Here is a 26842-nt window from a genome sequence, read left to right as displayed (position 1 = left end):
TGAAATGAAATAGGGGTCAATAATAATGGCAACTCCACACATTAACGCACCTGCTGGCGCTTTCGCCGAAACCGTTCTGTTCCCTGGCGACCCTCTGCGCGCCAAGTACATCGCGGAAACCTTCCTGGAAGACGTTGAGCAGGTTACTGATGTACGTAACATGCTGGGCTTCACCGGTACCTACAAGGGCAAGAAAGTGTCCGTAATGGGTTCCGGTATGGGCATCCCATCCTGCTCCATCTACGCAAAAGAGCTGATCACCGAGTATGGTGTGAAGAACATCATCCGCGTAGGCAGCTGCGGCGCCGTAAGCACCGACGTTAAAGTACGTGACGTGATCATCGGCATGGGTGCCTGCACCGATTCCGGCGTAAACCGCACTCGCTTCAAAGGCTACGATTTTGCTGCCATCGCCGACTACGGCCTGCTGTCCAACGTCGTGAAGTCTGCCGAAGCCTCCAACATCGCCGTTAAGATCGGTAACATCTACTCTGCCGACCTGTTCTACACTCCTGATCCAGAGATGTTCGACATCATGGAGAAGATGAACGTTCTGGGCGTAGAGATGGAAGCTGCCGGCCTGTACGGTGTTGCTGCCGAGTACGGTGCCAACGCCCTGTGCGTAGTGACCGTATCCGATCACATCCGTACCGGTGAAGCGACCACCTCTGAAGAGCGTCAGACCACCTTCAACGACATGATCGTGATGACTCTGGATTCCCTGCTGTAAGTCAGAGTTCCAGATGAAAAAGGCGGGCCTTGTGGCCCGCCTTTTGTGTATCTGGCGCCTAGTTTTTCTCCCCTGGAGGGGCGGCTTTTTCTCCTTCTTCCCGGGCGCTTTTCTCAGGCTCCTCCGGTTCCTTCGTTTTCGCGGTCATGGCGGCCTTCAGCTGTTTCCGGCGACGGTTGATGTCCAGGCGGCGGGTGGACAGGACCAGGGTCAGCAGGGCGCCCACCAGGCCGGCCATCAACATCATCAGCGGCTGCTGTCGAATCAGAGTGCGCTCCAAGCGCCGTTGCTCAATGAAGAACAAGTGGGTATTGGTGCGAATGCGCAGGTAACCCAGGGACTGCTCATCCAGGATCACCTCGGCCACAAAGGGATCGAATCGGTCCAGGGCGGCCTCAAGGACCGACTCCTCCGGCAGTTGCGACAGGGGGAACAGGCTCTGAGCCTGGAACAGCCGCTGACCATCGGCGCTGAACAGGGTTGCGGAGAGGATTCGGCTGTCTTGCACCAGGCTGTCCACCAGCCATTGCAGCTGATCGTCCTTCTCCTCGGCTAGGGCTGGCGCGGCGGCGATGGCGGCAAACTGAACGATCTGTTCCGCCTGACCATCGGCCTTGCTGTAGAGCAGTTCGCTGCGCTGTGTCACCTGGTGCTGCCACATCAGTAAGATGGCACAGAGCAGGGCCACGGCGGCCACCACCTGCGTCAGCCTAAGGGTCAGTCGTCCGTAGTTATGGTTGGTTGTCTCGCCGTTATGGGTCAAGCCAATGTCCTTGCAGCCTCTTAATCCTTTTGTGATCCTAGCGATTAATCTGTGCAATGAACAGACAGCCTGTCGCTTTTCAAGGAGTAAACCATGAGTTCTCAGCCTCTTACCGTCCAGGAGACCCGGATTGTCCTCACCGACGCAGCCGCCGCAGAGCGACTGGCCGGTGACGCCCGACAACAGGGGCGGGTGGTCTCAACCGGCCAGAGAGGCGCCCATCACTGGGTCAGTTGGCTGGGGGAGGTGATCCTGCCTCTGCCCGAGGGGGCCGAGTGCTTTAGCTTGCGTGCTGATCGTCCGCGCCTGGACACTCCTGGCCTGTTGCTGATGGATATGGACTCTACCGCCATCGACATTGAGTGCATCGATGAGATCGCCCGGGCAGGGGGCGTGTTCGACGAGGTGAGTCAGGTGACCGAAGCGGCCATGCGCGGTGAACTGGGGTTCGAGGAGAGTCTGCGCCAGCGGGTGGCCAAGCTGGACGGCATCCCGGCCTCGGTACTGGATGATATTGCCGCCAACCTGCCTCTGAACCCTGGCCTGGAAGCCCTGGTAGAAGGGTTGAAACAGGCGGGCTGGAAGGTGGCGCTGGCCTCCGGCGGCTTCAACCGCATCGCTTCGGTTCTGGCGGCCCAGTTGGGGTTGGATCACTTCCAGGCCAACGATCTTGAGGAGGCCGATGGGCTGCTTACCGGCCGGGTCAGTGGTGAGATTGTCGGTGCCGAAGTGAAGGCGGCGATCCTGGCTCAGCTGGGCGAGAAGTACGACATTCCTCAGAGCCAGTGGGTGGCCATGGGCGATGGAGCCAACGACTTGCCGATGATGAACCGGGCGGCGCTGGGTGTGGGCTTCAGGGCCAAGCCGGCGGTGGCGCCCCAGGCGGATGCCCACCTGGCCGTTCTGGGTCTGGACGCCACATTAGCACTGTTGATCTAGATCACAAAACAGGGTCTAATCAACCCTCCAAGGAGTAGGAGGTTTGGAACGGCCATGACACACAGCCAGGGATCGGAGTATATCGATTATCGCAGCGGTCAGCTGCATCTGCGGGTGCTGACCCCGGAAGAGTCGCCCAAAGGCGTCGTATTGATGGTGCATGGCGCCATGAGCAATGGCCGGGTGTTTTACAGCAGTGGCGGCCGTGGCCTGGGGTGCTACCTGGCGGATCAGGGCTACCTGGTTTATGTGCTCGACTGTTACGGTCATGGGCAGTCCCATCCTCCCCTGTCTCACCGTGAGGAACACGGTCAGTATGAGGTGATCCATGAGCAACTGCCCCTGGTGCAGCGTCTGTTGCTGGAGCGCCATGATCGGCCCGTCCATTGGGTGGGCCACTCCTGGGGGGGCGTATTGATGATCGCCGCCCTGGCCCGTTATCCCTCCCTGTTGGAACAGATCCCCACCCTGATCCTGTTTGCGTCCAAGCGGACGGTGCGCAGCTGGAGCTCCGAGCGGCTGCTGAAGATAGAGCTGGCCTGGAAGCGTCTGTTTCCCTGGCTGGGACAAAAGCTGGGTTATCTGCCCCTGCAGCGCTGGCGGGTGGGAATGGATGATCAGTCGACCCGTTTTTTGATGGACTCTCTGCCCTGGATCTCCGACGCCCACTGGCTGGATGAGATGGATGGCTTTGATTACGGCGAGTCGGCCCGGGCGCTGGTGGCTCAGGGGCGATGGCCCGCCACCTGGTTTCTGGCGGGGGCTGGCGACAAGGCTCTGGGTAATCCCAGGGATGTCAAAGACCTGATGGAGGAGTGTGGTCTGGGGGAGATGGCGCGCTACCAGGTAGTGGGACGACGCCAGGGCTGGCGCCGCGACTACGACCATGCGGGTTTACTGACTCACCGGGATGCAGCCCACGAGCTGTACCCCGATGTGCTCAGCTGGCTGCAGTCTCCCCAGTGGCTAGCTGATACTCCAGCAGGGTCTCAGGGGTAATCTCTTTGAGCTCACCCACCACAACCACCTGCCACAGCATCTCTTCCAGCTCTTTGGCCCGGTGCAGGGCGTGGGTGCTGATGGCGGCCAGTTCGCCCTGCAGATAATCCAGGTCCGGCTTCTGAGCCCGGCTGAGCTTGATGCTCACCACCTTGAGGTGCCCCTTGGCTCCCAACTCCATCAGCTTGCTGTGGACATTGTGAGTGTCACCAATCTCCGACAGGGTCCAACTCTTGCGCAGCGCCCTCTCAGGCGGCCAGTGGAGCAGCAGGGTGCTGTGCCACTCCTTGTGTTGCTCCTGACCCTTACCGATCCCCTCCAGATGCTCCTTGACCACGGCATTGTCCAGAATCGCTTCCAGGCTCAGCCCTTGTGGGTCGGTCAGCGCCTGGAAGGTGGCGCTGGGCAACAGGCTGCTGCCGGCCAGGTTGGCTTCCAGGTGAGTCTTTCGCTTATGCACAAAGAAGGGCAGGGAGTAGAGTCGTTTTAGGATCAGGTTCTTCATCCCCTCCAGCAGTTGACGGTGCTGCAGCTTGGAACCCACCTGGGCAATCTTGCTGCGATTCTGGCTCAGCAGGTGGGAGAGGAACACCACGCCGGCGTGAGGCTCATCCTCTGAGGCCTTCAGGTGCAGGGTGCGTTTGTCCTGCTGACAACGCACCAGTTCGTAGGGCAGCCCCTTGAGCTTGAGTTTGCCCGCCATGGGTTGCAGCTCAGGAAACTCCACCTTCACCATCTTCCTGGACTCCAGCTCGGCGGTTTCGGTGAGCATCAGCCGCAGTCCCCGTGGCGACACATCCACGGATTGAGCGATGAGATCGCGGCGTCCCTGGTTTATCACCACCTTGGTGTGCAGGGAGAATCTGGGTTCGCGGCGCAGCTCCTGGTGATCGCTGGCCAGGGGGCTGGGGTCCAGGTCGGAGACCCGTTTCTGGCCGAAGCGACGCAGCTGGTTGATGTGGCACTCTGACTCGTAGCCGCCGAAGCCGCTCTCCTGGCCCAGGAAGGTGCTCTCCAGGTTGATCAGCAGGGAGAGGGCGCGCAGCTGCTGTTGCACCAGGGAGTCGGCAGCGCGGCCATTGACCGGAGAGTGGCAGGCCCACTCCTTGTCACGCTCGCTGATGGCATGGAGACGAATGCGGTGCAGCTTGAAGCCCTGCTTATGGCTGCCGTGCTTGAAGAAGCAGGCGGTCATCTCCAGTTTGTTGAGCTCCCACAGGGTGGCGGAGAAGAACAGCCTGTGGCCTTCATGAAGGTGGATGAAGCTGAACAGCAGTTGGTGCGCCACGTCGCCGGGGTGTTTCAGCACCCGGGCCAGGCGCTCCTCGGTCAGGGCGGAGCCAATCTGGCTGTGACCTCGTTCATCCATCCAGTAATCCAGGTGGGCCTGGTTGGCCTTGGTCTGCAGCACCAGGGAGGGGCGCAGTTTGCCCTGCTTGATGGACATGGCCAGAGGCACCGAACTGAGCTGGGGCAGAAATTGACGCTCGTAGCCCCGGCTCTTGGCGGTGCGCAGCAGATGGTTGAGCTCGGGGCGGGTGCGCAGACGGCTGACGCTGAGAATTCGCTCCAGAGTCTGGTCCAGGTCCGGTTCTTTGTCGTTGCGAACCAGCCTCAGGCTCTGGTGGTCATCTCCTGGCAAAGCTTCCACCAGCCGGTAGCTGACGCCGTGTTTCAGTTCTGGGGCAACAAACTCAGAAGCCAGCTCGGTGTAGCTGACAAAGATGGGCAGGTCCGGGTTCAGATGCCATTTGCGCTCGGTCTTGACACGGGCGCCGCGGATGGAGAGATCCTGGGTTCGACCGGAGACCGGTGCCCCCTCGGGTTGCCACAGGGTGATGGCGGAGGAGAAGGTATGCCGTGTTTCCCGTCGACGGATGTAGTGCCCCATGGGCAGCAGGTCCATGCGGAAGGGCGCAGGCTCTTTGGGCTCGTCGCTCTCCTGCTGTTCCTGCTCGGGCTCACCCTTGAGATAGGCCATCAGCGCCTCATAGGCGCCAACGGTGTAGCGTCCCTCGTAAAGCTCCAGCTGCTGCTCGAGAAACTGCTTGGCTTCTTCGGTCAGCCTGTGGGTCAGGCCGGCAATGGAACATTCCGTCACCGCTTCGGTGCCACTGAGGTCGATGCGGCGCAGGCAGTCCTGATTCAGGCGCCTGAGCTCCATGCGGATCAGGAAGCGATCCGAGTTGCTCAGATGAGTGGTGGCCTGATCCAGCAGGTTGTCAAAGCTGCTGTCCTGCAACAGGGGGATCAGCTGATTTATGAGGTCGTGGTGCTCTTCCATGGGAACGCTGTTCAATTTTTTATCCCCAAGAGTGTAACCCGTGGCGGGGATGACGTATATAATCCCTGGCTCAAGTGAATGATTGGAGTCCCATTTTTTGAGGCTCCTCCGATGAGCATGGGCGAAAAGTATGGCCAAATCCAAGTCAGCGTATGTGTGTAACGATTGTGGGGCTGACCACCCCAGGTGGCAGGGGCAGTGTAACGCCTGTGGCGCCTGGAACACCCTGACCGAGGTGCGCCTGGGCGCCTCTCCCAAGGGGCGAAGCGATCGTTTTAGCGGCTATGCCGGTGACGCCACCAACAGCGGTGTCCAGTTGCTCAACGAGATTGATCTGCAGGAGCTGCCCAGATTCTCCAGTGGCTTCAGTGAGCTGGACCGGGTACTGGGCGGTGGTGTCGTGCCCGGCTCCGCCATTCTCATTGGCGGTAACCCGGGGGCCGGTAAGTCCACCCTGCTGCTGCAGACCATGTGTCGCCTGTCCCAATCCATGAACACCCTGTACGTGACCGGAGAGGAATCTCTGCAGCAGGTGGCGATGCGTGCCAATCGTCTGGGATTGCCTACAGACAAGCTGAAGATGCTGTCAGAGACCTCGGTGGAGCAGATTTGCCACATCGCCGATAAGGAGAAGCCCTCCATTATGGTGATCGACTCCATTCAGGTGATGCATATGGCGGATGTGCAGTCTGCCCCAGGCAGTGTCGCCCAGGTGCGGGAGAGTGCCGCCTACCTGACCCGTTTCGCCAAGCAGAACAATGTGGCCATGTTCCTGGTGGGGCATGTCACCAAAGATGGCTCTCTGGCCGGCCCCAAGGTGCTGGAGCACTGCATCGACTGTTCGGTGCTGCTGGACGGCGACGGAGACTCCCGCTTCCGCACCCTGCGTAGCCATAAGAACCGCTTTGGTGCGGTCAATGAGCTTGGGGTGTTTGCCATGACCGGGCAGGGACTCAAAGAGGTGGCCAACCCCTCCGCCATCTTCCTCTCCCGCGCTGAGGAGCAGTCACCGGGATCTGTGGTGCTGGTGATCTGGGAAGGGACCCGCCCCTTGCTGGTGGAGCTGCAGGCCCTGGTGGATCACAGTCAGCTGGGCAACCCCAGGCGGATCGCCGTGGGTCTGGAGCAGAACCGGTTGGCGATGCTGCTGGCGGTACTGCACCGTCATGGTGGCCTGCAGATGTCGGATCAGGATGTGTTTGCCAACGTGGTTGGCGGGGTCAAGGTGACCGAGACCGGGGCGGATCTCAGCCTGCTGCTGGCGATGGTTTCCAGTTTCCGGGATCAGGCCCTACCCAGGGACCTGGTGGTGTTCGGAGAGGTGGGGCTGTCCGGGGAGATCCGGCCTGTGCCCAATGGCGGAGAGCGTCTCAACGAAGCAGCCAAGCACGGCTTTACCCGCGCCATCGTGCCCAAGGGCAATGTGCCCCGCCAGATGGTGGAGGGGATGGAGGTGATCGGCGTCACGAAGCTGGCTCAGGCCCTAGAAGCCATCTAGCTTCCGTCTAAGCTACAGCTCCTGCCACAGCTCCTCCAGCTCCTTATCGATGCTGGTGGGGCTGTGCAGTTCAATCAGGCGTCTAAGGTGGATCAGGCTTTCCACTTCGATGTTGTGCCACACCAGTCCCAGGGAGAGCCGGTTTATCCTCATCACCTCGGCGTTCATCTCGATGCTGGCCTGTTCTCCCAGGGGGATGTGCACGGTCAGAGTCTCCCCAGGGGTGACCGTCAGTCCCTCTGGACGGGCCAGCAGAATGCCGTGCAGGCTGAGATCCAGCACCTTAGTGGAACATTGGTGTTCACCCTGCCAAAGCAGGGCCGGCCCCATAAACTGTACCCGGGTAAAGTGTCTGCGCTCTTCCATCCGTTACTGCTCCAAACCTGTTTGATTTCAGTATAGTGCCGAACATCAGTCACCGACAGTGACCCGGGTGGCATTGCGGCGCTGTTACTCTTCGGCGTACTCCGCCAGCACCGCCCGCCCCAGGGTCAGCCGCTGCATCTCCTCGGAGCCCCCGGAGACCCGGTCGACCCTCAGGTCCCGCCAGAATCGGGCGATGCGATGCTCGCCGGTGATGGCTGAGCCGCCAAACACCTGCATCGCTTCATCCACCACCTCGAAGGCGGCCTTGGCGCAGTAGAGCTTGCACATGGCGGCATCGCCCGAGGTCATCAGGCCGTTGTCCGCCTTCCAGGCGGTCTGGTAGAGCATGTTTTTCATGTTGTTCAGATTGATCGCCATCTGGGCGAACTTGTCCTGAATCAGCTGGGTGCGGGCGATGGGTTGGCCAAATTGCACTCTGGAGTTGGCGTAACGGGCGGCATCCTCGAAGGCGCAGTAGGCGCTGCCGTAGTTGGTGCAGGCGATAAGGAAGCGCTCCAGGTTGAACTCCTCCTTCACCCGTTCGAAGCCGTTGCCTTCGGTGCCGAACAGGTCGCTCTCATCCAGCTCCACATCGGTGAAGCTGACTTCGCAGCAGCTGTCCATCTTCAGCCCCAGCTTGGGCAACTCACTGACTTCGATGCCCGGTTTGGACATGTCCACGAAGAATTCGGAGAAGATGGGTACTACCGCGTCTGCGTCCCGGGCCATCACCACCAGGTAGGGACAGCCGGCCGCGGAGGTGATGTAGCACTTGGTGCCATTGAGGTAGATCTTGCCCTTCTTGCCTTTCTTGCGCTTGTAGGTGGATTGCAGGCTGCGCACATCGGAGCCGGCGCCAGGCTCGGTGATGGCGGAGTTCCACATCTGCTGGCCGGTGCCGCGCAGGGCGAGGATCTTGTTGATCTGCTCTTCGCTGCCCTCTTTAAGCAGGGTGCCGTAACCCGCCAGTTGGTAGAGCACATAGGTGGGGGCGCCCAGGCGTCCCAGCTCCTCCCAGATCACCGTCAGAGTCAGCATGCCGGCGTCGAAGCCATCGTACTCCTCCGGGAGCAGCAGGCTGTCGATGCCCATGCGGGCCAGTTCGTGGACGAAGCGTTCCGGGTAGACGCAGTCATTGTCGCACTGGGCGAAATAGCTTTCCCAGTCTTCCCGCTCCATCAGGGCGCGTACGCTGCGGACAAATTGTTCCTGCTCGTGGGTCAATCGGTAGTTCATAGATCCTTCACCAAAATCGTGTCTTGCATCCGTTTCCGGGAGGCTGGGTTGTGCTCATCTTACCCAAGGGACCTGGGAAAGGGTATGGCCTCTGCCGGGTACTGGGTCAGTAAAGCATCCAATCTCACCTGAAGCGGTAAGCTTAACACTGGTGGGGTGATGAAAAGTTGAGAGAGTTCAAGGTTGAAGGGGGGAGAAGGGCGCCCGGGAACCGGGCGCCGCAGTGGCATCAGTCGATGCGCTTGTACTTGATACGGTGAGGCTCCAGGGCATCGGCGCCGTGGGTCTTCTTCATCCAGTCGCGGTATTCGCTGTAGTTGCCTTCGAAGAAGTTCACCTGACCTTCGTCGCGGTAATCCAGGATGTGGGTGGCGATGCGGTCCAGGAACCAGCGGTCGTGGGAGATCACCATGGCGCAGCCCGGGAACTCCAGCAGGGCGTTCTCCAGGGCACGCAGGGTCTCTACGTCCAGGTCGTTGGTAGGCTCATCCAGCAGCAGCATGTTGCCGCCAGCCTGCAGAAGCTTGGCCAGGTGCAGACGGCCGCGCTCACCACCGGACAATTCGCCAACACGCTTCTGCTGGTCGGTGCCCTTGAAGTTGAAGCGGGAGACGTAGGCACGGGATGGGATCTCGAAGTTGCCGATCTTCAGGATATCCTGGCCACCGGAGATCTCCTGAAATACGGTCTTGCTGTCATCCATATCGTCACGGAACTGGTCCACGGACGCCAGTTTCACGGTGTCACCCAGATCGATGGTACCGCTGTCTGGCTGCTCCTTGCCGGAAAGCATGCGGAACAGGGTGGACTTACCGGCACCGTTGGCGCCGATGATGCCGACGATGGCCCCCTTGGGCACGGAGAAGGAGAGGTCGTTGATCAGCACACGGCCGTCGTAGGACTTGGCCAGGTTGCTCACCTCCAGCACCTTGTCACCTAAGCGCTCGCCAGGTGGAATGAACAGCTCGTTGGTCTCGTTACGACGCTGATAGTCGGTGCTGCTCAGCTCCTCGAAGCGGGCCATACGGGCCTTGCTCTTGGCCTGGCGCCCTTTGGGGTTTTGGCGAACCCACTCAAGTTCCTTCTGGATCGACTTCATCCGGGCCTTCTCCTGGGCAGCTTCCTGCTCCAGACGGGCTTCCTTCTGCTCCAGCCAGGAGGAGTAGTTGCCCTCCCAGGGGATGCCTTCGCCGCGGTCCAGCTCCAGAATCCAGCCGGCGGCGTTGTCCAGGAAGTAACGGTCGTGGGTAATGGCCACCACGGTACCGGGATACTCTTCCAGGAAGCGCTCCAGCCAGGCTACGGATTCGGCGTCCAGATGGTTGGTGGGCTCATCCAGCAGCAGCATGTCCGGCTTTTCCAGCAGCAGACGGGCCAGGGCCACACGACGGCGCTCACCACCGGAAAGTACCTTCACCTTAGCGTCCCATTCAGGCAGGCGCATGGCGTCGGCGGCACGCTCCAGGGCGTTGTCCAGGGCGTGGCCATCTTTGGCGGCGATGATCGCTTCCAGCTCACCCTGCTCCTTGGCCAGGGCGTCGAAGTCGGCGTTTTCATCGGCGTAGGCGGCGTACACCTCGTCCAGACGGGTCAGGGCGCCTTTCACGTCGGCAACCGCTTCCTCAACCACTTCACGGACAGTTTTTTCCATGTCCATCTGGGGTTCCTGGGGCAGGTAACCCACATTGATGCCGGGCATGGGACGGGCTTCACCTTCGAACTCGGTGTCTACACCGGCCATGATGCGCAGCAGGGTGGATTTACCGGCGCCGTTCAGACCCAGAACACCAATCTTGGCGCCGGGGAAGAAGGAGAGGGAGATATCTTTCAGGATGTGGCGCTTAGGTGGTACCACCTTGCCAACCCTGAGCATGGAGTAGATAAACTGTGCCATGAGGTTTCCTGTATCAATTCAAGCTTTGCCAGCCCGGGCCCGGGCCGTCTCATCATTGGCCCCGGGGCCGGAAAGGGGGGCCGGCAGTATTGGGATGGCGCCTATGATACTGGCTGGGCCGCGGGAATCCAGTCATAAGCGCCACAGAGAGGAGAAACTGAGGTTAAGAGGTAGGTTTCCGGGGGCTGCCTCTTTGCCAGCCATGGGCTCGCAATTCGCGGATAAAGGAGAGGATCCCCAGGGTGATCACCCCCAGGACCGGCAGGCCAGAGACTATGGTGGCGGTCTGCAGTACCTCCAGAGGGCCGTCGAGCACCATGATCCCCAGAGGCAGCAGACTCAGGACACAGGCCCAGAACAGACGGTTCCAGCGCGCCGGCTCCTGCTCTGGCGTGAGTTCGGCGGTGGTGGTGGCTGACAGGGCATAGCTGACCGCATCGTAGGTGGTGGCCAGGAAGATGCAGCAGACAAAGGCAAACACCGCTTCAAACAGTTGATGGGCGGGCAGGTATTTGGCCACCATCATGATCACCTCTCCACCCTTGTACTGCTGCACCAGGCTGGCCACATCCAATTGACCCGTTACCTGAAGATGCAGGGTGAAGTTGCCAAAGATGATGTAGAAGGCGGCACAGCCACAGGAGGCGGCCAGCAGAGTCACCAGTATGGTGGCTTTGACGGTGCGCCCCCGGGAGATCTTGGCGATAAACATCGACATGAAGGGGGCAAATGAGGCCCACCAGGCCCAGTAAAATACCGTCCAGCCCGTGGTTACGCCGCTGTCGCCGATGGGGTCCATATTGGTGGACATGGAGATGAAGTTGGTGAGAACCCGCCCAAGGGTGCTGATCCCCATCTCCAGGGTGAACACCGTGGGACCGGCCAACAGTACGAAGGCCAGCAGCAGGATGGAGAGCACCACGTTGATGTCCGACATGGTCCTCAGCCCCTTCTTGATGCCGAAGAAGGCGCTACAGCCAAACACCGACGTGACGAAGAACAGCACGGCAATCTCCAGGCGGGTGTCGTTGGCAATACCCAGCAGGTCACTGACGGCGGCGGCGATCACCGGCGCACCCAGGCCCAATGAGGTGGCGGCACCACCGATCAGGCCAATCATAAACAGGATGTCGATGGTCTTGCCCGCCAGGCCATTGACCCTGTCGCCCAGGAATGGCCGGCAACACTGGGAGATGTTCAGCACTGGAGTGCGCTTGACGTGGAAGTGGTAGGCGATGGGCACCGCCAGGGTGGCGTACATGGCCCAGGCGATGGGGCCCCAGTGGAACATGGCGTAGGCGGCGGCCCAGTCGTTGGCGGCGGCAGTGACCGGCTGGGTACCGTTGATCCCCAGATTGCAGAGGTGGGCCCAGTCCAGCATGCTGCCGTACATGATGCCCGAGCCGACCCCGGCACACACCAGCATCGCCACCCAGCTGTAATCCGAATATTCGGTGGTGTCACCCAGGGTGCGATTGCCATAGCGACCGAAGGCCAGCCACAGGCACCAGAGGAAGGAGCCGACGCCGGCGAGAATGTAGAGCCAGCCAAGCTCCTCGGTGATAAAACGGAACAGCACGAAGATCTGCGCCTTGGCCGCTTCGGGATGGAGCAGCATCGGCAGGGTACCCAGCAGCACCAGCAGGAAGGTGCCGAAGAACTTCAGGCCATCGATATTGGCCAGCAGGGGAAGCGGAGTGGTGGTGTTCAGCTTCAGCTCATGACTTGAGGTTGCGCTCACAGGAGTTTCATCCATTCATATTGGGCGACTGGACCCCGCCGCCGGCGGGGCCTCGGACATAGGTTCAGCCAAACTTGGCCGAGCTGGCTTCCGCCAGGGCCATTCCCCGGGTTTCCGGGGCCATGGCGACGGAGATCATCAATCCCAGCAGGGAGATGAGTGCGCCCATCATCATGGTGGCCGAGATCCCATAGCTGGCCATAAACAGTGGCAGGGCGTAGGTGGAGACGATGGTGCCGATGCGGCTGAATGCCATCACCGCGCCGACCGCCGAGGCCCGAATCTCTGTAGGGAACAGCTCATTGGGGTAGAGCCACTGCAGAATGCCGGGCCCCCCGGAAAAGAATGCGTACAGGCCGAAGGCGGTGACCACCAGGGCGATGCTCGGATTGGGGATCAGCCCCAGCACGGCCAGGGCCAGGGTCATTGCGGCAAAGCTGCCGATCAACAGGGGGCGGCGGCCGATGGAGTTGAGCCAGTAGATGGCGGGGATGCAGCCAGCGATAAAGAAACCGCTGATGATGATGTTACCCAGGGCGGCATCTTTCCCCTCATGCAGCCCCAGCATGCCGATGATCTGCGGCCCGAATGTGTAGATGGCGAACATGGGGATGATCTGGCAACTCCAGATGGTGCCGGTGAAGATCACCATCTTCAGGTTGCGCTTGCGAAAGAGGTCGCCATAGCTGGTCTTTTTGGGGGCTTCCTGTTCCAGGGTGACCCCCTTGCCGAAATAGGTCTCCATCACCTGGCGGCACTCCTCCACCCGGCCCTTTTTCAGCAGCCAGCGGGGGGATTCGGGCAGGTGGAAGCGGCCCAGCAGGATCACCAGACAGGGGATGACGCCGCTGCCCAGCATCCAGCGCCAGCCATCCTCCATGTCGTAGAGCAGGTAGCCGACGGCGTTGGCAGCGGTGGCGCCGACGTACCACATCAGGGCGATGAACCCCATGGTCAGGGCGCGCTGCTTGGTGGGGGAGAACTCCGCCACCATGGAGGTGGCGATGGGGTAATCGGCGCCGATCACCACACCGATCAAAAAGCGCATGATCACCAGCTCCATGGGGGAGGAGACAAACATGGTGCCTACGGAAAGCAGGGCGATGGCGATGATATCAATCAGGAACATCAGCCGGCGGCCGAACAGATCGGCGATGTAGCCAAACAGGGCGGTGCCGACAAACAGGCCCACCAGGGTGGAGGCGCCCACCAGGCCGATCCAGTTGGAGTCCAACTGCATGCTGGGGATCAATTGCTCCAGGGCGATGCCGATGATCACCAGGACATAGCCATCCAGGAAGGGACCGCCGCTGCCCCAGAGCATGATCTTCTTATGCAGTGGAGAAAACTCCATATCATCGAAACTTGTTTCAGCTTTCATCATTAGCCTCTGTTTTTCTGCATAGAAAGATCGCGCTGTGAAATATCCCTTAATGTTGCTGTCTGTGTTTTCACCCCCGAGGAGCGACCACTCTCCTGCGGGTGGGCCTGTCCCTGCCCAGATTTGGCCGGCGAGTGTATCAGTTCTCAGCCCCGAGTTGTGTGTCGTGGCTAACAGCGGCCGGTACGAAAGAATCTCTCTATGTCTTCGTTATTTTTAAAGTCGTGAGTGTTTGTGTTTTGTTTGTTCTAAATGCATCTAATATCAGCTGGTTGCGCTTGTTTTCTGGCGGCCTTGCTGGCAGCGCACCCAACTGCAACGACAAAGAGGCAATATACTTATTGCCTCTTTTTATCACCGCTAACCGTAGCGATATTCGATGCCGAAGGTCCCTCTGGGGTATTCCCACTTTTCCAATATGGTGTCGCCACAGAGGAACTTGCAGGTGCCGCACTCCAGGCATCCGGCTGAGTCAAACTTGACGCTGCCATCCTCCATCAGTTTGTAGAGTCCGGCGGGACAGGCGTTGACCAGTTTTTTCACTTCAGCCAGGTCCGGGTTCTCCTTGAGGACGATGTGGGGGTGCCCCTCGTCCACATGGAACTTGTTGACCCCCAGCTTGACGTCGACATTTACGCTGTTGCTCATAATGCGGTTACTCCTTTGATGCCATCCTTCAGCAGGTTGAGGTAACCCACCTCTTTGCAGTGCTTCATCAGGGTCTTGCGGATGGGTTGGGAGGGGGTGCCGTCGACGGTAAACATCTCCTGCATCAGATCCGCCACCATCTTGGGGTACTGATTGAAGATGCGCGGGTTCTCCATAAAGGCCGGCAGCTTTTGATACAGCTTGAGATCCTTCATCACAAAGCTCTCCTCCAGCATCCTCTGGTAGCTGGCGAGACCCTTGGCGGAGAAGTCGTTGCTCTCTCTTGCCGTCAGCACGGCCCGGGCGGCGGCTTCGCCGGAGGCGATGGCCAGATCCATGCCGCGAACGGTGTAACCCACATTGACACACAGGCCGGCGGCATCGCCGGTGATCAGCACACCGTCATCCACCAGCTTGGGTACCATGTGGATGCCCGCCTCGGGCACCACATGACCGGAGTACTCGATCATCTTGCCGCCTTCAATCAGGGGCTTGACCGCCGGATGGTTTTTAAAGTCTTCCAGCATCTGGGGCACGGTTTTGTCTGTGTCACCGATGTGATGCAGGCCGGCGACGATCCCCAGGGATACAGTGCTCTTGTTGGTGTAGAGGAAGCCGCCTCCCATCAGACCGTTGGAAGGGGAGCCGGCAAACAGCCAGGCAGCACCTTCGTCGCCGCTCAGGTTAAAGCGATCGCGAATCTGCTCTTCGGACAACTCGATCAGTTCCTTGGCTCCGACGGCCATGGCGCTGGCCTGAACCTTGGGCTGGACCATCCCAAGTTGTTCACCCAGTACAGGGTTGACCCCCTCTGCCAGGATGACGCACTTGGCCAGGAGCTCGTCGCCATCGGCTTCGACGCCTACCACCTTGCCATCGCGGGTCAGCACCTTGTCGACCCGGATACCGGTAATAAACTGGGCGCCGGCCTCTTCCGCCTTGCCGGCCAGCCACTGGTCAAACTCACCGCGCAGAACTGTATAGGACTCTTCCACCGCCTGCTGGCCCTGACCATTGTGGTAATCCAGGGTGACGGCGCTGTCGTCGGTCATAAAGGAGACCTTCTCCTTGGTGACCCTGCGTTCGATGGGGGCTTCCTGGGCAAAGCCGGGAATCACCCGCTCCAGGCTGTGGCCGTAGAGCCGGCCTCCGGTCATGTTCTTGCTGCCCGGGTAGTTGCCCCGCTCAATCACGAGTACGTCGGCACCGCCCTGGGCCAGGATATAGGCGGCGACGCTGCCTGCCAGGCCTGCGCCGACGATAATGGTGTCAAATGCTTCTTCTGACATAGTCTTGTTTCTCTATCGCTGGATGCCGGGTCCCGCTTCCTCCTGAAACGGGACCGCTGGCGGAGAGCTATCAGCCCTTGAGAGCCGCTACCAGGGCCGGGATCACCTTGGTGGTGTCACCCACCAGGCCGTAATCGGCGTACTGGAAGATGGGGGCGTTCTTGTCCTTGTTGATGGCGATGATGGTTTGGGCACCGTTGACGCCCACCATGTGCTGGATCTGACCGGAGATCCCAACCGCCAGGTAGAGTTCCGGCTTGAGCATTACCCCGGAAACGCCGATGTAGCGCTCGCGCTCCATCCATTTTTCGGTTTCCGCGATGGGGCGGCTGCAACCCATCTCGGCACCCAGCAGGCCAGCCAGGGCCTCGGCCTGCTTCAGGTTCTCCTGGGACACAATGCCGCTGCCCACGCCGACAACGCGCTTGGCCCGGGACAGATCCACACCCTCACCCTCTTTGGCGCGGCGCTCGATGCATTTAATGGCGGTTTTGGGCTCGACGAAGGGCAGGGTCAGCACCTCACCCTGGGCTGCGCCTTCGGCCGCAGGCTCAAAGGTGCCGGATGCCAGGGTCACCAGGGTGATCTTGGAGGTAAGCTTCTCCTCGCCCAGGGCCAGGCCTCCGTAGACCATGTGCTTGGCGACAATGGCGTCGGCTTCGCAACGGATCTCACTGGCATCGTTGAACACGGCGCCGCTGAGGCGGTTACCCAGCTTGGCGGCCAGCGCCTTGCAGCGGCGGGTTGCCGCCAGAAGTACCAGGCTGCGGTCGCTGGTCTCACCGAGGATCGCCATCAGGGTATCGGCATAGTCTTCGACGATGCGCTCGGCAGGCTTCTCGCCAAGGTGATACACCTTGTGAGCGCCGAGGGCCAGGGCCTGGTCAACCTGCTGCTGGGAACCCAGCACCAGGGCACTGACCTGTTCACCCAGTTGGCCGGCACCGGCAATCAGCTCAGGCAGACGGGAAGGGTTATCACTGAAAACCCATACATTTTGCAGTTTGCTCATTCTTCTCTTCTCCGAAATCAGTTGGCGGCTTTGCGCAGGTGGTCAGCGAATTCGGCGATCTGGTCATCACCGTCACCCTCAATCAGGATGCGTTTGCGCTCCTGCTGCTCAGGGGCTTTCACTGTCAGCAGTTCGGCCATGGCCGGTACCTCGATGGGGCCGAGGTCCGCCTGACGGAGAATGGTGCTGGGTTTCTTCGCCGCGCCCAGAATCGCCTTCATGGAGGGGATTTGTGGCTCGTTGATGTCGGCGGATACGGAGATTACCGCGGGCAGGGGAATGGCCAGCACCTCGACTTCATCATCCAATTCGCGCTCAACGGTCAGAATGCCGGCTTCGGCACCGACGATTTTGCTGACGCCATTGATGTTGGGCAGCTGCAGTTGCTCACCCAGCAACAAGCCGACCTGTTGGGCATAGAGGTCGCCGGAGCCGTCACCACAGATGATGAGGTCAAATTCACTCTTCTGCGCGGCGGTGGCCAGTACCCGGGCGGTGTGATGAGGCAGGGCCTGTTCAAAGCTGTCGTCCACTGCCAGTGTCAGTGCGTCCGGGCCGCGGGACAGGATGTCTTTCTTGGCTTTGGGGGCTTCCAGAGCTTTGCCACCCATGCTCAGTGCGGTGATGTGGCCTTCACCCAATTGAGCCTTGAGCTGGACAGCCGCCTCGACGGCACTCAGATCAAATTGGCTGATCTTCATCGCAGCTTTGGCGGTGTCTATGGCACCGTCTGCCTGCACGTTGATGTCCTGCTCCTCGGGAACCAGTTTGTAACACGCAAGGATTTTCATCGTCTCTCCAGTGTTGCTGTTGCGTTGCCGGGGTAAGTGACAAAGGGAAGGGGAAACACTTTTTCACTTACCACAGGGCAAACTGTGGGGTTGATAACGTACAAACCAATTTTATTGCTCAGTTTTTAACTGGGTAACAAATGTTGTTCACGGCCCATTTTAAATGTGCGGTGGTGCCAATTGTTATTACTGCTTATCTTCAAGAAAGGAATCGTTTTTCAGTAAAAAGATTCGCGCCGAGCAATTTCATTTCCTTGGTTTGTTTTCTGGCTTTTATTAATACAACTCGAAATATTCTCAGGGCAATTGAAACCGTCCTTGTGGCGACCTAAATGTTATCTCCGTCACAAAAAAATGCGATTCACACTTTTTGGGGTGTGCAAAAAAAGCGCAAAACAAAGTTTCGCCCAAGAAAAGTGTGATAGTAGTCAAATAAATGCCGGTTTGGCCCCGATCTTGGAGAGTGAATTGTGACGAGGGGCGGTTTTTTCCACGAAATCAATATGCATAATGCGAACAACCTAAAATGGAGGTCGATGTAATGAATAAAAAAATATTAGCTTTGCCACTGGCTCTATTTCTTGTGAGCAATACAGCAAGTGCTGTTGAAGTGGGTGGAAATGTCCGTGTTAACTATGCTTGGAAGGATTTCAGTGATTCCTCTAAAGCCACATCGGGCGATCTTGATTTCAACATGTTTGCCATCAAGTTGTCTGAGGACTGGGAAGACTATGGTGTGACCGCGGAGTACCGCTTCACCGACTCCTATGACTACCTCAAGTATGCCTACGCGTACTGGAATGCCAGCGACGACCTGACCTTTAAGCTGGGTGTGGTCGAGAAGGCGTTCGGCAACAAGAACTTTGCCTCTCACAACTGGTGGTACAGCCTGAACTACTACCTGGGTTTCGAGGATGACTGGGGTGTGGGTGCCAACCTGTCCTATAAAAAAGGTCCTTGGGAAACAGAGTTTTCTTTCCACCAAGGAGCCACCTATGGCGCCAGCGATTATCGTCATTACGCTGGTACCGTAAGCTCCGGAACCATTGGTGATAACACCTACAACAACGAAGAGCGCAACACCTTCGATCTGCGCCAGTCCTATCGTCTGGAAGGTGAAAACTACCAGTTGCTGCTGGGCGCCTCACTGGAATATGGCCAGCTGTACAACGCAATTGAAAACGAGTCTGGTGATACCTTCACCTGGGCCGCTCACGGTGATCTGTCCATGGGTGAGTGGGGTCTGCAGCTGCAATATCTGGATTACAGCTTCGACCAATATGATGATGGAGAAGTGGACACCAATAAGATTGGTATTGGTGCAGTAACTGGTTTCTATGAAGTGGCCAGTGAAGGTAAAATTCTTACCGCCAACGTTTCTAAGAAGTTCCCAATGAGCTGGGGAACCATCACCCTGTATAACGACTACAGTGTACTTCAGCCCGATGAGGCCGGTTTTGATGATTCTATTCTGAACTCCACGGGCTTCTCTGTTTCCTATAAGCAGTTCTTTGTTTATGTCGATTACTACAATGCCAAGAATGTTCTGTGGCTGGGCGGAAATAGCCTGGGTCTGGAACAGGCTTCTGGTGACTGGAACGGTCGATTTAACATTAATATGCAGTACTATTTCTGATAAGCATTTTGCTAAATTAGAAACAGCTTAATATTGCCTCGTTAGGGGCAGAAAAAAATCAAACCACTCTTTAAGGCGATATGTACAAATATCAGCCCGGGCATCGCTTTGTCTGAATTTAGAGTGGAAGCAAATACAAATCACAACTTGCCGATTATTTATTATATCTAATCGGCAGATATGGAGATTTTAGGATGAACGGTGTACAAGCGTTAAAAGGCGCACTCCCGAAAAAAGTGGGGATCGAGAAAACCGTATTCTTTCCCTCACTGCTGGTGGTGATCCTGCTGTCCTACCTGACCGTTAGGGATCTGGACGCGGCCAACCAGGCGATCAGCGCAGTATTTTCTTACCTGACCCACAGCTGGGGTTGGGCCTTCGAGTGGTACATGATCGCTCTGGCCGTTGGCTGGGCCTGGCTGGTGTGGGGACCCTACGCCAACAATCGCCTGGGCCAGGAGGAACCTGAGTTCAGTACCGGAAGCTGGATCTTCCTGATGTTCGCCTCCTGTACGTCGGCGGCTGTACTTTACTGGGGCTCCCTGGAGGCCTATTACTACCTGACCTACCCACCCTTCGAGCTGGAATCCATGTCGGTTCAGGCGAAGGAGCTGGGCGTGGCTTACAGCCTGTTCCATTGGGGCCCTCTGCCCTGGATGGGTTATGGCTTCTTTACCGTGGCCCTGGGTTACTTCCTGTTTGTGAAGAAGATGGACGTGGTTCGCCCCAGTGGCACCCTGGAGCCTGTACTGGGTAAGCACCATAAGGGCATCGCCGGTTCCATCATCGACAACATCTACGTGGTTGCACTGATTCTGGCCATGGGCACCAGCCTGGGTCTGGCCACGCCTCTGGTGACTGAATGCATCCAGTGGCTGTTTGGCATTCCACGCACCATCGAAGTGGATACTTTCGTTATCTCCGTCTGGATCATCTTCAACGCCGTGTGTGTGGCTTTCGGCCTGACCAAAGGCATCAAGATCGCCAGTGACCTGCGTAGCTACCTGAGCATCATCATGCTGGTTTGGGTATTCCTCATCGGCGCCACCAGCTTCACCGTGAACTACTTCACCGAGTCTGTGGGCGTGATGATCGACTACCTGCCTCGCATGCTGTTCTACACCAGCTCCATCAGTGAAGGCAGCTGGCCTCAGGACTGGACCGTGTTCTACTGGGCATGGTGGGTGGTTTACGGCATCCAGATGTGCATCTTCCTGGCGAAGATCTCCCGTGGCCGCACCGTACGTCAGCTGTGCCTGACCATGGTGGGTGGCCTGACCGCTTCCACCTGGTTCCTGTGGACCATCCTGGGCTCCAACACCGTGAACCTGATGCATGAGGGGATCATCAACATGGGAGCGCTGATTCAGGAGCATGGTGCGCCAAGAGCCATCATCGAGACCTGGGCGGCCCTGCCCATGAGCACCATTACCATGTGGGGCTTCTTCATCCTCTGTTTCCTGGCCACAGTGACCCTGATCAACGCCTGTTCCTACACCCTGGCCATGTCCACCTGTAAGGGCGTGGACGCCGACAATGAGCCACCAGTGTGGATTCGTGTGGGCTGGTCCGTACTGGTGGGAATTATCGGCATCGTGCTGCTCTCCCTGGGTGGCCTCAAGCCTCTGCAGACCGCCATCATTGCCGGCGGCGCGCCTCTGGTGATCGTCAACATCCTGGTGATCATGTCCTTCCTCAAGGACGCCAAGCGCAACAAGTGGGCAGATTAGATTCCATTTGGTGACGACCTACGTCCCCTGAAAGCAAGTAAATAGAAGGTATTGAAATATGGACTACAGATTGACCGACGAGCAGGAACTGTTTGTCAAAGGCGTACGTGACCTGATGGAGCGCGAGAACTGGGAGGCCTACTTCGCCGAGTGCGACGAGACCAGCACCTACCCCGAGCGTTTCGTGAAGGAGCTGGCGGAGATGGGCATCGACAGCCTGCTGCTGCCGGAAGAGCACGATGGCTTTGACGCCGGCCTCACCACCCTGGCGGTGATCTGGGAAGAGCTGGGCCGCCTGGGTGCGCCCACCTACGTGCTGTACCAGCTGGCTGGCTTCACCACAGTGCTGCGTGAAGGCACCGATGAGCAGATCGACAAGATCATGGCTCTGCGTGGCACCGGCAAGCAGATGTGGAACTCCGCCATCACCGAGCCTGGCGCCGGCTCCGATGTGGGCAGCCTGACCACCAACTACCTGCGTAAAGATGGCAAGATCTACCTCAACGGCAGCAAGTGCTTCATCACCTCCGCCGCGGGTACGCCTTACCTGGTAGTGATGGCTCGCGATGCTTCCTCCGACACTCCGGTGTTCTCCGAATTCTTCGTGGACATGACCAAGGCCGGCATCAAGCTGAGCAAACTGCCCAAGCTGGGCCTGAAGATGGACAGCTGCTGCGAGGTGACCTTCACCGACGTCGAGCTGGAGGAGAAGGACTTCTTCGGCGCCGAAGGCAACGGTTTTAACCGGGTGAAGGAGGAGTTCGATATGGAGCGCTTCCTGGTGGCCTGCACCAACTACGGTACCGCTTACTGCGCCTTCGAAGACGCAGCCAAGTACGCCAACCAGCGGGTTCAGTTTGGCCAGGCCATCGGCCGTACCCAGCTGATCCAGGAGAAGTTTGCTCACATGGCCATCCGCCTGAGCAACATGAAGAACATGATCTACCACGTGGCCTGGAAGGCGGATAACGGCATGATGACCTCCGGTGATGCCGCCATGTGTAAGTTCTACTGCGCCAACGCGGCCTTCGAGGTGGTGGACTCCGCCATGCAGGTGCTGGGTGGCTACGCCATCGCCGGCGAACACCGCATCAGCCGTTTCTGGCGCGATCTGCGGGTCGATCGTGTCTCCGGTGGCTCTGATGAGATGCAGATCCTGACCCTGGGTCGTGCAGTACTGAAAGAGTACCGCTAAGCAAGGAGCCCGGGGGAGGACCTCCCCCGGGCAGCCGCCATCGGCGGCGCTCCAACACAGACTGATTTTGAAAAGGACGACCATCATGTCCCAAAAGCTTTTCACTCCCGAGTTTGGTCCCCTGGCCGGCGTTCGGGTTGTATTCTCCGGCATCGAGATTGCTGGTCCCTTCTCTGCCCAGATGATGGCCGAGTGGGGCGCCGAGGTGATCTGGATCGAGAACGTGGCCTACACCGACACCATCCGGGTGCAGCCCAACTACCCAGAGCTGTCTCGCCGTAACCTGCATGCGCTCTCCCTGAACATCTTCAAGGATGAGGGGCGCGAGGCTTTCCTCAAGCTGATGGAGACCACCGACATCTTCATCGAGGCCAGCAAAGGGCCTGCCTTTGCCCGTCGTGGCATCACCGATGAACTGCTGTGGGAGCGCAACCCCAAGCTGGTGATCGGTCACCTGTCCGGTTTCGGCCAGTATGGCACCGACGAGTACACCAACCTGGCGGCCTATAACACCATCGCCCAGGGCTTCAGCGGCTACCTGATGCAGAACGGTGACATCGACCAGCCTGCCTCCGCCTTCCCCTATGCCGCCGACTATTTCTCCGGCCTGACCGTGACCAGTGCCGCCCTGGCGGCGTTCCACAAGGCCAAGGAGACCGGCAAGGGTGAGAGCATCGACGTGGCCATGTATGAGGTGATGCTGCGCATGGGCCAGTACTTCATGATGGACTACTTCAACGGCGGCAAGATGGCGCCCCGTCAGTACAAGGGACGGGATCCCTACTACGCCGGTTGTGGCCTGTATAAGTGTGAAGACGGCTACATCGTCATGGAGATGGTGGGTGCCAATCAAATTGAGGAGCTGTTCAAGGATATCGGCCTGGCCCACCTGCTGGGCACCGAGGCGGTTCCGGAAGGCACCCAGCTGATTCACCGCATCGAATGTCCTCACGGGCAGGAGATTGAGGATGCCTTGGACCGCTACATCAATACCCGCTCGGTGGCCGAGGTACGTGAGCGTTTTGCCGAACTGAAGATCGCCTGTGCCAAGGTGCTGAGCGCCGAAGATCTGGAGGATAACCCCCAGTACGTGGCTCGCGAGTCGATCACCGAGTGGCAGACCATGAAGGGTGACACCTGCAAGGGCCCCAACGTGATGCCCAAGTTCAAGAACAACCCCTGCCAGATCTGGCGCGGCATGCCGGGTCACGGCATGGACACCGCCGCCATTTTGAGCGAGATCGGCTACAGCGATGAGGCGATTGAGCAACTGGCGGAGAAGGGACTGGCCAAGGTCTCCGACAAATAGTCTTGGAGATCACGAGTCCGGAGTGACGGGCGTGACAACCTTCACTCCGGAAATTAGGGTTTTCCCATCCTGAACTTGGTTTGATGTGTAAGGTAGCAGATGGACATTATTAACGGACAGAGTTTGCGAGAAGCCTGGGATGACCTGGCGCAATTGCATGGCGACAAAACGGCGCTGATCTTTGAGGACGTGGCGGGCCACACCAGGCAGTACAGCTACGCAGGGCTCAATGACGAGATCAACCGGGCCGCCAATCTGTTCACCACCCGAGGCATCAGCAAGGGTGACCGGGTGGCTCTGCACCTGAACAACAGTGTGGAGTTTATCCTGTGCTGGTTTGGTCTGGCCAAGATCGGTGCGGTGATGGTGCCCATCAACACCCACCTGCTTCAGGAGGAGTGCGCCTACATAGTTGATCAGTGTCAGGTGAAGGCGGTGGTAACCCGGCCCGAGTTCCTGCCCATCTATCTGGAGATTCAGCAGAGCCAACCTGTGTTGACCGAGCTGCTGATCACCGGTGGCTGTGGTTCCCTCAAGGGGACCGCCAACTTTGATCGTCTGCTGGCTCAGCAGTGTACCGAACTGAAGAGTCAGGAGAGCGTCAACGCTGACGATGTGGCAGAGATCATGTTTACCTCGGGAACCACTTCCAGGCCTAAGGGGGTGGTGATCACCCACTACAACCTGAGGTTTGCCGGTTACTACACCTCGTGGCAGATCGCCCTGCGCAGTGACGATGTCTATTTGACGGCGACCCCGGCTTATCACATCGACTGCCAGTGCACCGCCGCCATGGCGGCCTTCTCCTCAGGCGCCACCTTTGTGCTGCTGGAGAAGTTCAGTGCCCGGGCATTCTGGGGGCAGGTGGTGAAATACCAGGCCACGGTGACCGAGTGCATACCCTTGATGATGCGGACCATGATGATGCAGCCCCGTCAGCCCTGGGAGCGCAATCACCGGCTGCGTGAGGTGCTGTTCTACCTGAGTATGTCCGATCAGGAGAAGGACGCCTTTATTGACCGCTTCGGGGTGCGCATCTTCACCTCTTGGGGAATGACCGAGACCATCGTCGGCATCATTGGCGATCGTCCCGGGGATAAGCGCCGCTGGCCCTCCATTGGCCGCACCGGTCTCTGTTATGAGGCCAGAATCGCCGGCCCCGAAGGGGAAACCTTGGCCCCGGGGGAGATTGGCGAGATTCAGGTGCGGGGAGAGCCGGGTAAAACCCTGTTTAAGGAGTATTACCAGGCGCCGGAGATCACCGCTCGAGCATTCACCAGCGACGGCTGGTTGAAAACCGGTGACTCCGCCTATCGGGACGAGGAGGGGTTCTTCTTCTTCGTCGACCGGGCCAGCAACATGATCAAGCGCTGCGGTGAGAACGTCTCCTGCCTGGAGATTGAGAACATCATCTCCGAAATTCCCGAAGTGGTGGAGGCGGCGGTTATCGGGGTGAAAGACTCTATTCGTGATGAAGCCATCAAGGCCTTCGTTGTGGTCAATGACGGAGCCGACATTGGCGAAGAAGAGATTTTGGAATACTGCGTTAAGAACATGGCGAAATTTAAAGTTCCCTCCTTTGTCGAGTTGAGGGGCGCCCTGCCCAAGACTTGCACGGGAAAGGTTCAGAAACATTTGCTGTGTGAAGTTAATTAATACGAATTTTTAATGGATGGAGTCATTAAATGGCTCTTATTGGAGAAAGAGTATGAGCGAATCATTGCACGTTACCCGAAATGGCCACGTCCTGGAGATTGTTCTGGACCGTCCCAAGGCCAATGCCATTGACGCCAAGACCAGCTACGCCATGGGCGAAGTGTTCATGATGTTCCGGGATGATCCGGAACTGAGGGTGGCCATCATTACCGGTGCTGGCGAGCGCTTCTTCTCTGCCGGTTGGGATCTCAAGGCCGCCGCCGAGGGTGAAGCCCCGGACGCCGACTTTGGTCCTGGCGGTTTCGCCGGTCTGACTGAGTTGTTCGACCTGGATAAGCCGGTGATCGCGGCGGTGAACGGCTACGCCTTCGGCGGTGGCTTCGAACTGGCCCTGGCGGCGGACATGATCGTCTGTGCCGACAACGCCAGCTTCGCTCTGCCCGAAGCCAAGCTGGGCATTGTACCCGACAGCGGCGGCATGCTGCGTCTGCCCAAGGTGATGCCTCAGGCCATCGTCACCGAGATGATGATGACCGGTCGCCGCATGGACGCCGAAGAGGCGCTGCGCTGGGGTGTGGTCAACCGTGTGGTGCCCGTGGAGCAACTGATGGACAGCGCCCGTGAACTGGCGGCGCAGATCGCTCAGAGTGCACCTCTGGCCGTGGCCGCACTGAAGGAGGTGTGTCGCACCACCGCCGAGATGACCGTGGAAGAGGGTTACCGCTTTACCCGCAGCGGCGCGCTGAAGCACTACCCGGCAGTGCTGCACTCCGAGGATGCCCTGGAGGGGCCCGCCGCTTTTGCAGAGAAGCGCGATCCCGTCTGGAAAGGAAAGTAATCATCATCGTCTGACCGTTTATTTTGCCTGATGGAATGAGAAGGTAAAAATAAACTCCGTATTCACTTAACCCTTTGGGTTATTAGAGTTCAAAACTATTTATCTGGTTTGTTTCTGACAATCCGGAGGGATAAGTGTTTTTTCAACCTGTACCTATCGAGCGTTAGCGTTATCGCTTGGCGAGCTCTACACGAGGAATTCTGGCGGGTGTGCCATAAGTAGAGTCTCGCCCTTTTTTTATTTTTATCTCGTGAGTTGATATCACATTTTTTATCTGGAGTGGTGATGCCCTGTTACCAGTTTGAAGGCCTGATTCCCGTGGTGGATCCCAGTGCCTATGTGCACCCAACGGCGGTGCTTATTGGCGACGTCATCATAGGTCCCGGCGTCTATGTGGGACCCAATGCGGTGCTGCGCGGAGATTTCGGCAGGCTGATCCTGGAGTCCGGTTCCAATCTGCAGGATGGCTGCATCATGCACGGCTATTGCGATCAGGACACCAAGGTGGAGGCCAATGGCCACATTGGCCATGGGGCGGTACTCCACGGCTGCGTCATCGGTCGTGATGCCCTGGTGGGGATGAACGCCGTGGTGATGGATGGGGCGGTGATCGGCCCCGAAAGCCTGGTGGCGGCCATGAGTTTCGTCAAGGTGGGTTTCCAGGGAGAGCCCAGGCAGCTGCTGGCGGGCAGCCCGGCTCAGGTGAAGCGCAGCCTCAGCGAACAGGACCTGGAGTGGAAGCGCCTCAATACCCTGGAGTACCAGGCTCTGGCCAAACGCAGTGCCCTCTCCATGGAGCCGGTTGAGCCCCTGACCCGAGCAGAGGCGAACCGGCCCCGACTCAAAGGGGTCACCGAAGTGAAGGCCTCAGCCTGACACAGATTTTGTCGCCTGCCGGAGGAGCAAA

22 protein-coding genes are annotated in these 26842 nt (G+C 58.8%); 11 read left to right on the top strand and 11 right to left on the bottom strand.

Going from position 1 to position 26842, the window contains the following annotated elements; all coding sequences use genetic code 11:
- The first annotated feature begins 25 nt into the window (after positions 1–25).
- Complete coding sequence (gene deoD / locus ACN0RV_RS12715) at positions 26–730, top strand: purine-nucleoside phosphorylase (RefSeq protein WP_028109859.1); 705 nt, start codon at positions 26–28, stop codon at positions 728–730.
- A 58-nt stretch (positions 731–788) separates the two neighbouring features.
- Here the strand turns inward: deoD and ACN0RV_RS12710 are convergent, their stop codons facing one another.
- Positions 789–1493, bottom strand: coding sequence for an AhpA/YtjB family protein (locus ACN0RV_RS12710; RefSeq protein ID WP_417347983.1), 705 nt, complete (start codon positions 1491–1493; stop codon positions 789–791).
- Positions 1494–1586: 93 nt separating this feature from the next.
- Between ACN0RV_RS12710 and serB the strand changes: the two genes are divergently transcribed.
- On the top strand, positions 1587–2432 hold the full coding sequence (serB, locus tag ACN0RV_RS12705; protein WP_417347981.1) for a phosphoserine phosphatase SerB: 846 nt from the start codon (positions 1587–1589) through the stop codon (positions 2430–2432).
- A gap of 54 nt (positions 2433–2486) precedes the next feature.
- Entirely contained in the window at positions 2487–3431 is a 945-nt protein-coding gene (locus ACN0RV_RS12700) for an alpha/beta fold hydrolase (protein ID WP_417347979.1), read from the top strand.
- Here ACN0RV_RS12700 and ACN0RV_RS12695 read toward each other — a convergent pair.
- Positions 3373–5730: a PilZ domain-containing protein gene (locus tag ACN0RV_RS12695; protein WP_417347977.1), complete on the bottom strand. Its 2358-nt coding sequence runs from the start codon at positions 5728–5730 to the stop codon at positions 3373–3375. The genes ACN0RV_RS12700 and ACN0RV_RS12695 overlap by 59 nt on opposite strands.
- Before the next feature lie 115 nt (positions 5731–5845).
- On the opposite strand from ACN0RV_RS12695, the gene radA reads away from it, so the two are divergent.
- Complete coding sequence (gene radA, locus ACN0RV_RS12690; RefSeq protein ID WP_417347975.1) at positions 5846–7213, top strand: DNA repair protein RadA; 1368 nt, start codon at positions 5846–5848, stop codon at positions 7211–7213.
- A gap of 12 nt (positions 7214–7225) precedes the next feature.
- On the opposite strand, the gene ACN0RV_RS12685 is transcribed toward radA, so the two are convergent.
- The 9 genes from ACN0RV_RS12685 to fixA form a co-directional block, all read right to left on the bottom strand.
- A complete protein-coding gene (locus ACN0RV_RS12685; protein WP_417347974.1) occupies positions 7226–7579 on the bottom strand; it encodes a PilZ domain-containing protein in 354 nt (117 codons plus the stop codon).
- Between the two features lie 84 nt (positions 7580–7663).
- The gene (caiA, locus tag ACN0RV_RS12680; protein WP_417347972.1) at positions 7664–8815 is read right to left on the bottom strand and encodes a crotonobetainyl-CoA dehydrogenase; all 1152 of its coding nucleotides are present in this window, start codon (positions 8813–8815) and stop codon (positions 7664–7666) included.
- Between the two features lie 229 nt (positions 8816–9044).
- Positions 9045–10709 carry an energy-dependent translational throttle protein EttA gene (ettA, locus tag ACN0RV_RS12675; protein WP_417347970.1) on the bottom strand — a complete coding sequence of 555 codons (1665 nt, stop codon included), beginning with the start codon at positions 10707–10709 and terminating at the stop codon, positions 9045–9047.
- 163 nt (positions 10710–10872) lie between these two features.
- Positions 10873–12450, bottom strand: a complete 1578-nt coding sequence (locus ACN0RV_RS12670) for a BCCT family transporter (RefSeq protein ID WP_417347968.1) — start codon at positions 12448–12450, stop codon at positions 10873–10875.
- Positions 12451–12514: 64 nt separating this feature from the next.
- The gene (locus ACN0RV_RS12665) at positions 12515–13831 is read right to left on the bottom strand and encodes an MFS transporter (protein WP_417347966.1); all 1317 of its coding nucleotides are present in this window, start codon (positions 13829–13831) and stop codon (positions 12515–12517) included.
- A gap of 360 nt (positions 13832–14191) precedes the next feature.
- Entirely contained in the window at positions 14192–14479 is a 288-nt protein-coding gene (locus ACN0RV_RS12660) for a 4Fe-4S dicluster domain-containing protein (RefSeq protein ID WP_028109869.1), read from the bottom strand.
- Positions 14476–15768 (bottom strand): FAD-dependent oxidoreductase, encoded by a 1293-nt coding sequence (locus ACN0RV_RS12655; RefSeq protein WP_417347964.1) that lies wholly within the window; start codon positions 15766–15768, stop codon positions 14476–14478. Before ACN0RV_RS12655 ends, ACN0RV_RS12660 begins: the two co-directional genes overlap by 4 nt.
- Positions 15769–15838: 70 nt before the next feature.
- Positions 15839–16780: an FAD-binding protein gene (locus ACN0RV_RS12650; protein WP_417347962.1), complete on the bottom strand. Its 942-nt coding sequence runs from the start codon at positions 16778–16780 to the stop codon at positions 15839–15841.
- 17 nt (positions 16781–16797) lie between these two features.
- Complete coding sequence (fixA, locus tag ACN0RV_RS12645) at positions 16798–17571, bottom strand: putative electron transfer flavoprotein FixA (RefSeq protein ID WP_417347960.1); 774 nt, start codon at positions 17569–17571, stop codon at positions 16798–16800.
- Between the two features lie 541 nt (positions 17572–18112).
- Between fixA and ACN0RV_RS12640 the strand changes: the two genes are divergently transcribed.
- The 7 genes from ACN0RV_RS12640 to caiE all read left to right on the top strand — a co-directional run bounded on the left by ACN0RV_RS12640 (position 18113) and on the right by caiE (position 26811).
- Positions 18113–19207, top strand: coding sequence for a hypothetical protein (locus tag ACN0RV_RS12640; RefSeq protein WP_417347958.1), 1095 nt, complete (start codon positions 18113–18115; stop codon positions 19205–19207).
- A gap of 194 nt (positions 19208–19401) precedes the next feature.
- Positions 19402–20937: an L-carnitine/gamma-butyrobetaine antiporter gene (caiT, locus tag ACN0RV_RS12635; RefSeq protein ID WP_051216168.1), complete on the top strand. Its 1536-nt coding sequence runs from the start codon at positions 19402–19404 to the stop codon at positions 20935–20937.
- Positions 20938–20995: 58 nt separating this feature from the next.
- Positions 20996–22132: a crotonobetainyl-CoA dehydrogenase gene (gene caiA / locus ACN0RV_RS12630; protein ID WP_417347956.1), complete on the top strand. Its 1137-nt coding sequence runs from the start codon at positions 20996–20998 to the stop codon at positions 22130–22132.
- Between the two features lie 85 nt (positions 22133–22217).
- On the top strand, positions 22218–23441 hold the full coding sequence (caiB, locus tag ACN0RV_RS12625; protein ID WP_417347954.1) for an L-carnitine CoA-transferase: 1224 nt from the start codon (positions 22218–22220) through the stop codon (positions 23439–23441).
- Positions 23442–23540: 99 nt separating this feature from the next.
- A complete protein-coding gene (caiC, locus tag ACN0RV_RS12620) occupies positions 23541–25097 on the top strand; it encodes a crotonobetaine/carnitine-CoA ligase (protein ID WP_417347953.1) in 1557 nt (518 codons plus the stop codon).
- A gap of 52 nt (positions 25098–25149) precedes the next feature.
- Positions 25150–25935 carry a crotonobetainyl-CoA hydratase gene (gene caiD, locus ACN0RV_RS12615; protein ID WP_417347951.1) on the top strand — a complete coding sequence of 262 codons (786 nt, stop codon included), beginning with the start codon at positions 25150–25152 and terminating at the stop codon, positions 25933–25935.
- 285 nt (positions 25936–26220) lie between these two features.
- Positions 26221–26811 carry a carnitine operon protein CaiE gene (gene caiE, locus ACN0RV_RS12610; protein WP_417347949.1) on the top strand — a complete coding sequence of 197 codons (591 nt, stop codon included), beginning with the start codon at positions 26221–26223 and terminating at the stop codon, positions 26809–26811.
- The last annotated feature ends 31 nt before the right edge of the window (positions 26812–26842 follow it).

The sequence above is a fragment of the Ferrimonas sp. genome (assembly GCF_048263965.1).
GTDB lineage: Bacteria > Pseudomonadota > Gammaproteobacteria > Enterobacterales > Shewanellaceae > Ferrimonas.
Note: the sequence above shows the minus strand (reverse complement) of the source record. Positions and strands in the feature narration are given on the sequence as shown.